Genomic DNA, 8,862 nt, shown 5'->3' with positions numbered 1-8,862 from the left:
CGGCGCCGCTCGCCGGGTTGCTGGCCGAGGCGACGGTGGAGACGGTCATGGAGGAGGTGTTCGGCCGCTCCCAGCGCAAGTCCAGGGGCGCAGCCGAGCAGCCCGGTGAGCCGGCCGGCCGTGCCCGCCGAGCTGTAGGCCTAGACCTCGCCGTCCGGGGCCGATGTCCGCTCCGGACGGCGGAAGGCGGCCCGGTAGGCGCTCGGGCGGCGACCGGTGTGGCGGGCGAAGAGGGCGGCGAAGGTGCCGGGGTCCTGATAGCCGACGGCCGCGGCGATGGCGGCGACCGTGCGGTCGGTGGTCTCCAGAAGATGGCGGGCGCGGCGGACCCGGGAGGCCTGCAGATGGGCCAGCGGGCTGCGTCCGGTCTCTTCGGCGAAGCGGCGCAGCAGCGTGCGCGTGCTGACCTGGAAGACGTCCCCCAGCGCGACGAGGTCGTACCGCTCGGCGAGGTTCTGATCGAGCCGCCGCATCACCCGCTGGGAGAATTCCCGGCCGGGCTGCGGGAGGAGCCGTGGGTCGACGTACGGAGTCTGGGATGTCCGCGCGTCATCGACGAGCGCCACCCGTGCGGTGGTCCGGGCCACCGCAGCACCGTTGTGCCGGCGGATAAGGTCCAAAGCGAAGTCGTACATGGCGCTGAAGGCGGCCGTGGTCGTCACCCCCGTGTCGGTGACGACCAGGCGCTCGGGCCGCACATCGGCGTCCGGGCAGCGCCTGGCCAGTTCACCGGCGTGCAGCCAGGAGGTGGTGGCCATGCGCCCGTCGAGGAGCCCCGCCCCGGCGAGCAGGAACGCGCCCACGCACAGGGAGACGACGGCGGTGCCGGCGGCGGCCTGCGCGCGGATCGCCGCGATCTCGGGAGCCAGCCGGGCGAGCCGCGCGTCGAGGTCGGTGTCCGGGCGCAGTTCGAAGCCGGGAACCACGAGGACGTCGACCTCGCACAAGGGACGCACGTCCAGGCTCGCGCCGCCCGAGGCGGTGACGCGGCGGCGCGGCGAGACGACTGACACCCGGTAGCCGGGCGCGTCCGGTCCGGCGACATGCTCCGCCATCGTCAACAGGTCGGGGACGCCGGACACTTCGGACGCGAAACAGCCCGGGTACGCCAGGACCCCGACCCGCAGCGTATCCGGCCCCGTGCCCGGACCCACCACTTCCTCCGCCTGCCGCGCCGCCTCCGCCATCGGTCCCGTACCCCTCTGGTGCCCCTGGCCCCCGGTCGCCGACCGCAACCCGCTGGCCTCGCTCGTGTGGCGAGATTACCCCTGTCCTCGGCGATCCCGCCCCTCACCCGGCGGCCGGCCCGGGGACCAGGCTTGCCCCATGAGCGACGACGATCCGATCACCGACTTCACCCGCCGGAGCATGGCCGTGGAGGGGGTGGAGAAGACGGTGTACGTGGCCGGGGCCGGGCCCGCGGTCGTGGTGATGCCCGAGATGCCGGGCATCAGTCCCGACGTCCTGCGGCTCGCGCGCTGGGTGCGGGACGCGGGCTTCACCGTCCATGTGCCCTCCCTGTTCGGGACGGACGGCGCCTACCCCACGGTCGAGGGCGGCCGGGAAGTCGTCCGCCGCGCCTGCGTCAGCGCCGAGTTCCGCGCTTTCTCCGGGGGCGGCACCAGCCCGGTGACGGTCTGGCTGCGCGGCCTGGCACGCCAAGCCCACGTCGCCTGCGGTGGGCCGGGGGTGGGCGCGATCGGCCTGTGCTTCACCGGCAACTTCGCCCTCACCATGGCCCTGGAACCGGCGGTGATCGCCCCCGTGGTCAACCACCCGTCGCTGCCGCTCGACGACCCCGGAGGACTCGAACTCGACACCGCGGACGCGCGCGCGGTGTGCGACCGGCTCGACCGCGACGGACTCACCGTCCTCGCCTACCGCTTCGAAGGCGACCGCTGGTGCACGGGCCGGCGCTTCGCCGCCTACCGCGCCTTGCTCGGTGACGCCTTCGACGGGCGCGTCCTCCAGGCCGGCGCCGCCAACCCGGCTCCGCCGCCCTCCTTCGCCGAACTCGTCGGCACTCCGCACAGCGTCGTCACCGCCCATCTCGTCGACGAGGCCGGCCACCCCACGGTCCAGGCCCGCGACGAGATCCTCGCCTTCCTCACCGACCGCCTGGGCCCGGGCCGCTGACCGCGATCGCCCGTCGGGGGCAATGGTGTGAGAGACAGTTGGTCTTGGTGTCTTGACGCTGGTCGGTGGCTCTTTCGGGGGTGGGGGTCCCTGGGAGGAGCCCCGGAACACCGTCAGTACCTCCGGCACTTCGCCACCTGGCACCAAATGCGGCGCCTGCGGGCCAAGACGGAGAAGGGACCGCTGGGACGTTCCCAAACCAACCACACCAAACGGGAGGTCACCCAGGCTGGTGCCTGCCTCGCATGGCTCGCCGACCGAGCCGCTCCATCGGGCAGTGCCAACAGGGTGATATCGACGCCTGGCACACCGAGAACCTGGCCACCCGCCGTCCGTCCCAGTCATTCCTGCGGTGGTGGCATGAAGACCGGCCGGATGCCCCGTCTTGCTCTGCCCGGAGGTCATCACCCAAGACCGGGAACCGCTGCACCAGCACCGCTGGCCCGCGATGCTCCGGCGTGTCCTCGATGACGACTCCTTGTCCCTGCGGGCCCGGGCCGCCGCCCCCCTCGTTCGCCTCTATGCGCAACCCGTCAGCCGTATCGTCCGCCTCACCGTCGATGGCATCACCGACGACGGGACGACCGTCACCGTCCAACTGGGAGACCCGCTCTCCCCGCTGCCGGAGCCCGTCGCCGACGTGATGCGGGCCTACATCCGGTTGCGCCAGCACCTGCCATCCGCCAGTAGCAGAAGCGCACAGTGGCTCTTTCCCGGCCGCTGGCCCGAACAGCCGATGAACCCGAACCCGGTCAGTCTCCAGGTCCACCTGCGTGAGATCGGCGTTCCGCCACAGCGCGGCAGAGCCGCCGCGATCCGCCAGCTCGTCCTCCAAGCGCCGGCACCCGTCATCGCGAAGGCGCTGGGTCACCACGACAAGACCGCCATATGCGCCCGGCGATCACACACGCTGACAGGAGCGACGTGGTTGCTCTGGTGGGCCAAGCCCCCGGGACCGGCCCGATGTCAGAACCAGGTGGCATGCTCTGCCGCCATGAACAAACAGCAGTTCTGGCAGCTCATTGAGGCAGCCCGCAACCAGGCGTCCAACCCGAACGACGGCGAGGATGTCGCCCGCCGGGCAACCTCGCAGCTGGCCACGCACCCGGCCGAGGAGATCGTCGCCGCTCAGCAGGTGCTGTGGAACCTGATGGCAGCCTCCTACACGAACCCTCTGTGGGCCGCTGCCTACGTGATCAACGGTGGATGCTCCGACGACGGCTTCGACTACTTCCGTGGCTGGTTGATCGCGCAGGGACGCGAGGCCTTCGAGCGCATAGTCGCTGACCCCGATGCCCTGGCAGAACTGCCCATCGTGCGAGCGTCAGCGGCCGACGGACTCGATCTCGAGTGCGAGGAGGCGCTAAGCATCGTCTGGAACGCACACATCATGGCGACCGGCAAACAACTCCCTGACGATGCGTTCACCATCCGGTACCCGGAGCTGGACCCCACCTGGAACTTCGATTTCGACGACCACAGCGAAATGACTCACCGACTGCCCCGCTTGGCAGCTCTCTATATGCAGTGAACCGAAGCTCGCAGTTACAAGGCGAGGTCGAACAGCGGAGGGCGAGGCTCCCGCACATCACGGTCCGTCACACCATGAGGGCATGAAAACGTCTCCGCTGACGAATATGCGACACCTCAACATGTGGGCCTACCAGTCCCGAGGCGGCAGAGGCCCATGGCTTCAGGGAGATCGAAGCCTGTTCAGCGGGAACTCGCCGGGTCGGTCCCTGTGCATCAACTGGGCGTATCCGTGGCTTGGGAGGGAACCTTGGGGTGGGCCGCGAGGCGGCGGGCTTCGGCCGTGACCTCGGCATCGACCTGGTCCACGGTTCTGTCGCCGTATTCGAGGACGTCGTACTCATCGTCGAGTTCGGCGAGCCGCTCGGTCAGAGGCACCTCATGTCCGTAGCGCTGGTGAATCCGAAAAGTGAACTCCCGAGGCGTGAGCTCGCCGGCGAGCATGTGGCGTGCGAGGGCTCGGGCGGCGGCTTCTTGGCCGGCCTCGCTGGCGACCGGGTAGAAGGTGAGGCCGAGTTCGTCGAGTGCTGCGGGAAGCAAGCCGTGGACGTCGTAGTCCGCCTCGGCGCGGATGCAGGCGGCGAGGCTTCGAAGGCCGGGGGTGTCGAGTCCGGCGACGAGCGCATTACAGGCGGCACTGACGACATCGCTCGCCCGGATTTCCCCCACACTCCAGAGGGCAGCATGGTCCTGGAGAGCGATCGCTGCTGCTTTGGTCGACGTCACTTGCCCATGGTTCCCTTCACGGCGTGTCCCGGTCTAGCAGGTTTCATCGAAGGTGCTGTTCAGCGGCCTGTTCCTACAGGGCTCGCGCGGACTCTGCATAGCGCATCGCTGTCTTCTCGCCGAACCCGAACACCTCGGCCAGATGGAGCGGATCGGCGGGGCCCGTGGGTAGGGCCGTGGCGCTCCCGCACGCTGCGGAAGCTGGACGGACCCGCTTCTGTGACTGGGCGCTCTGGTTGCCCGACTGGTCAACCAGAGCGCCCAAAGGAAGTGCTGGCCGGCGTGGTCGCCGGAGCGGGGGCACCACCCCGCGTCCGGTCAGCGGATGGCGAGGAACTCGAGCGTGTCGATCACGCGGTTCGAGAAGCCCCACTCGTTGTCGTACCACGCGACGACCTTGACGTGGCGGCCGTCGACGCGGGTGAGGGCCGAGTCAAAGATCGACGAGGCGGGATTGCCCGTGATGTCGGACGACACGAGCGGGTCGTCCGAGTACTCGAGGATGTCGGCGAGCGGCCCCTCCGCTGCGGCACGGTACGCCGCCAGCACGTCGTCGCGCGTCACTTCGCGGGCGACGGTCGTGTTGAGTTCGACGATCGAACCCACCGGCACCGGTACGCGGATCGAGTCACCCGACAGCTTGCCCTCGAGGTTCGGCAGCACCAGGCCGATCGCCTTGGCGGCGCCGGTCGTGGTCGGCACGATGTTGACACCGGCGGCCCGGGCGCGACGGGCGTCGCGGTGCGGACCGTCCTGGAGGTTCTGCTCCTGCGTGTAGGCGTGCACCGTCGTCATGAACCCGTGTTCGATACCGGCGAGTTCATCGAGGACCGCGGCCAGCGGCGCGAGCGCGTTGGTGGTGCAGGAGGCGTTCGAGACGATGGTGTGCACGGCCGGGTCGTAGGCGTCGGTGTTGACCCCGAACGCGAGCGTGACGTCGGCGCCGTCCGACGGCGCGCTGACGAGTACCTTCTTCGCGCCCGCGTCGAGGTGGGCCCGGGCGGCCTTGGCCGAGGTGAAGCGGCCGGTGGCTTCCAGGACGATGTCGACGCCGAGTTCGGCCCACGGCAGCTGCGCCGGTTCGCGCTCGCCCAGCACCGTGATCCGACGACCGTCGACGACGAGGGCGTCCCCGTCGACGGTGACCGGGCGACCGAGCCGGCCGGCCGTGCTGTCGTAGGCGAGCAGCCGGGCGAGAGTGGCGGGCTCCGTCAGGTCGTTGACGGCCACGATCTCGAGGGCACTGTCGCGCTCCAGCAGTGCGCGCAGCACATTGCGTCCGATGCGGCCGAATCCGTTGATGGCGATGCGAGTCATGAGTGATGTCCCTTCCCTTCCCCATCAGGCTCGCCCGCGACCGGCGCCGCCGACAGTGGCGGGATCGCCATGGTTCACAAGGATCCCGCCACACCCGCCGGACGGTGCCGGGCGGGTTACTCGCCCCGGGTGAACGTGCGCCGGTACTCGCTCGGTGTGGTGCCGAGGATGCGCTGGAAGTGCAGGCGCAGGTTCGCGCCGGTACCGAGCCCCACGTCGGCGGCGATCTGTTCGACGCCGCGCTGCGAACGCTCGAGCAGTTCGCGGGCCAGGTCGATGCGGGCGCGCATCACCCACTGCATCGGCGTGTAGCCGGTCTCCTCGACGAAGCGCCGGGAGAACGTGCGCGGCGAGACCCCCGCCTGCCGCGCCAGTATGTCGAGGGTGAGGGGTTCGCCGAGCCGGTGCAACGCCCACTCGCGGGTGGCGGCGAACCGCTCGCCGAGCGGCTCGGGGACGCTGCGCGGCACGTACTGTGCCTGGCCGCCGCTGCGGTAGGGCGCGGCAACCAGACGCCGGGCCGCGTGATTGGACGCGGCCACTCCGAGGTCGCCGCGCAGGATGTGCAGGCACAGGTCGATGCCGGAGGCGGCGCCGGCCGAGGTGAGCACGCTGCCCTCGTCGACGAACAGCACGTTCTCGTCTACCTGGACGAGCGGATGCCTGGCCATGAGCGCTCGCGTGTAGTGCCAGTGCGTCGTGGCGCGCCTGCCGTCGAGCAGGCCGGTGGCGGCGAGCGCGAAGGCGCCCGTCGAGATGGCGGCGAGCCGCGCGCCCCGGTCGTGGGCGGCGATCAGTGCGTCGACGACGGCCTGCGGCGGGTCGTCGCGGTCCGGGAACCGGTAGCCGGGGACGAAGACGATGTCGGCCCACGCCAGCGCGTCGAGGCCGTGGGCGACGGAGTACGCGAGGCCATCCCCGCCGGTCACGAGACCGGGTGTCGCCCCGCACACCCGCACCTCGTACGGCATGCTCGCGCGGGTCGTGAAAACCTGCGCAGGAATTCCGACGTCGAGCGGCTTCGCACCCTCGAGCACAAGGACGGCGACGCGATGCAGGCGGGGTGCAGGCACAGGAAGAGGTTACGCGGGGCGGGACTCCGATACGCCCACCGCACGGACCGGGCAGACGACACACCGGCCGGGCTGTCTTTCACGTTGCGGTCCGGAGCCCGGGAACTGCTGAGCACACGTCGCAGGGACGACGGAGGTCAGGCGGGTGCCTCGTGGGGCTCAGGGCGTACGGGGGCAGCCCGTCGCGCAGGATGGCTGTGTTCGCCCCACCCCAGAACCTTGACCGGACCGAATACCAGGACCGCGTCCGTTCCCCCGAGTGCGCGCTGTTCTCGGCAGAAGCGGCCGGAGAAGCGGTACCCCGAAGTAGTCCGTGGCCATTCCGTCGCGCAGCGCCGGGTCGGCCACCTCCCTTCAGGTGCCAGGCACCAGGCCTGCTCAAGCTGACCGCGGGCGTTCGTGAAATGCACCCAGGGACGGGGAGAGGCAAGGGCATGTGGAGCGGGGCAACGCAGGGACACGGACAGCAGCCGTGCTGGGAACCGTCTCAACGGTGGGGTGACAACAGTTTCATGTGCCGGTCGTGCTGCCCTGAGATGTGGGTTGCCCAGCTGGTCCTGGCCTTCGTAGTGCCCCGCAGCCGGGTTGCGACGTACTTGTGTAGTCCTTCAGTGTGCGATCAGCTGTCCATCCCTGGGACTCGGCCTTGGACACGTCCAGGACGACGGAGTGCACCAGCTGGTCGACGGCGTAGCGGGTGAGCGGCGGCTCCGTGTGCGGGCGCAGCCGGGCCAGCGCCTGGGCGGCGCCCGCCACGGTACGGGCCACCGGCAGCGGGATGTGGCCGATACGCGCCCGTAGGCCATGGGCGTGCAGGACCGTGCGGACCGCCTCGTCCCGTTCGTATGGCGCCGGGTCGGCGATGTTGTACGCGCCCGGGGGCCAGCCGGCGGCCATGAGGCAGGCGTCGGTGAGGTTCTCGACGGCCGTCAGGCTGAGCCGGACGCTCGGTCCCGGCAGCATGAGCAGTCCGCGGCGGACGCGGGACAGCAGCCGGGGCACCAGGTGCGGGTCCCCGGCGCCGTAGACCGCCCGCGGCCGCAGCACCACGGCGCCCGCGGCGAGCGCCAGCGCCTCACCGGCGGCCTTGGTGCGGCCGTACGCGTTCAGGTGCCCGCGCACCGGATGATCCTCGGTGATCCGGAAGCGCCCGGGGCCGGGCGCGTAGACGCTGGCGCTGCTCACCCACACCACCGGCCGGCCGGCGGCCGCCTCCAGCAGCCGCGCCGTGCCGTCGACGTTGACGGCGTGCATGGCGGCCTCGGCCGGGGAGCCGGGCACCGGATCGCCGACGGCCGCCGCGCAGTGCACGACGAGGTCGGCGCCGGACAGGTCCGGCACCTCGCGTGCGGCGTCCCAGGGGACGTGCCGGCCGACGGGGCCGGGGCGTCGTCCGACGCACAGGACGCCGGCGCCGCGGGCGGCGGCCGTGGTGGCGACGTGGGAGCCGCAGAAGCCGCTCGCCCCTGTGACGGCGATGGTGGTCATCGGTTCTCCGGGGCTCGGTGGTCGTCGGCCGCCCGGACGGTGAGGGAGCGCCAGCCGGGCAGGGCCGCGCCCCGGTCCACCCGGGCGCGCAGGACGGTGGGACGGTGGGGGGCGAGCGCGGCGAGGGTGTCGTCGAGCTGTGCGCGGGCCAGCCGCGCGCCGGGGCAGGCGTGGGTGCCGGCGCCGAAGACGAGCTGGGCCACGGCGGGCGGCGCGGGGTGACGGGCGTCCGGTGGTTCGTCGTGGGCCCGAGCGGCGTGCCGTGCCACCAGGATCAGGCGGTCCCCGGCGCGTACCGGGCAGCCGCCCAGGTCGGCGTCGCCCGCCGCCACGCGGGGCAGCAGCGGGGAGGGGGCGATCACCCGCAGCAGTTCACCCACCAGCGCCGGGCGGAGCCGGTCGTCGGCGGCGTGGTCCCAGAGCCGGGCGTCGGCGCACCAGGCGGCGGCGCGGGGAAGCGCGGCGACGGTGGTGTTGACGGCGGCGACCGCGAGCATGGCCCGCAGCGCCGCGTCCGCTGCCGCGCCGGGCCGGTGGCGATGCCGCAGCCGTGGTCGACCAGGGCCTGATGCGCCCGGCGGGCCTGCTCCGC

General features: G+C 71.6%; 8 protein-coding genes. 2 read left to right on the top strand and 6 right to left on the bottom strand.

Features of this window, described 5'->3' with window-relative positions; all coding sequences use genetic code 11:
* Nucleotides 1–140 precede the first annotated feature (140 nt).
* Nucleotides 141–1,187, bottom strand: coding sequence for a GlxA family transcriptional regulator (locus ABT360_RS34520; RefSeq protein WP_351825581.1), 1,047 nt, complete (start codon nt 1,185–1,187; stop codon nt 141–143).
* Nucleotides 1,188–1,326: 139 nt separating this feature from the next.
* Between ABT360_RS34520 and ABT360_RS34515 the strand changes: the two genes are divergently transcribed.
* Together ABT360_RS34515 and ABT360_RS34510 are read left to right on the top strand one after the other, a co-directional pair.
* Nucleotides 1,327–2,136, top strand: coding sequence for a dienelactone hydrolase family protein (locus ABT360_RS34515; protein ID WP_351825579.1), 810 nt, complete (start codon nt 1,327–1,329; stop codon nt 2,134–2,136).
* A gap of 994 nt (nt 2,137–3,130) precedes the next feature.
* The gene (locus ABT360_RS34510) at nt 3,131–3,667 is read left to right on the top strand and encodes a DUF4240 domain-containing protein (protein WP_351825583.1); all 537 of its coding nucleotides are present in this window, start codon (nt 3,131–3,133) and stop codon (nt 3,665–3,667) included.
* 215 nt (nt 3,668–3,882) lie between these two features.
* On the opposite strand, the gene ABT360_RS34505 is transcribed toward ABT360_RS34510, so the two are convergent.
* From ABT360_RS34505 to ABT360_RS34485, 5 genes are all read right to left on the bottom strand, one after another.
* Entirely contained in the window at nt 3,883–4,392 is a 510-nt protein-coding gene (locus tag ABT360_RS34505) for a hypothetical protein (protein WP_351825577.1), read from the bottom strand.
* A gap of 318 nt (nt 4,393–4,710) precedes the next feature.
* Complete coding sequence (gene gap, locus ABT360_RS34500) at nt 4,711–5,709, bottom strand: type I glyceraldehyde-3-phosphate dehydrogenase (RefSeq protein ID WP_351825575.1); 999 nt, start codon at nt 5,707–5,709, stop codon at nt 4,711–4,713.
* A gap of 116 nt (nt 5,710–5,825) precedes the next feature.
* The gene (locus ABT360_RS34495; RefSeq protein ID WP_351825573.1) at nt 5,826–6,782 is read right to left on the bottom strand and encodes a GlxA family transcriptional regulator; all 957 of its coding nucleotides are present in this window, start codon (nt 6,780–6,782) and stop codon (nt 5,826–5,828) included.
* 510 nt (nt 6,783–7,292) lie between these two features.
* The gene (locus ABT360_RS34490) at nt 7,293–8,270 is read right to left on the bottom strand and encodes an NAD-dependent epimerase/dehydratase family protein (protein WP_351825571.1); all 978 of its coding nucleotides are present in this window, start codon (nt 8,268–8,270) and stop codon (nt 7,293–7,295) included.
* On the bottom strand, nt 8,267–8,862 hold a 596-nt coding region (locus ABT360_RS34485), incomplete at its 5' end, for a cytochrome P450 (protein WP_351825569.1). The genes ABT360_RS34485 and ABT360_RS34490, both read right to left, overlap by 4 nt.

Source organism: Streptomyces sp. NPDC000229 (genome assembly GCF_040300825.1).
GTDB lineage: Bacteria > Actinomycetota > Actinomycetes > Streptomycetales > Streptomycetaceae > Streptomyces.
This window is presented reverse-complemented; position numbering and strand designations above follow the sequence as displayed.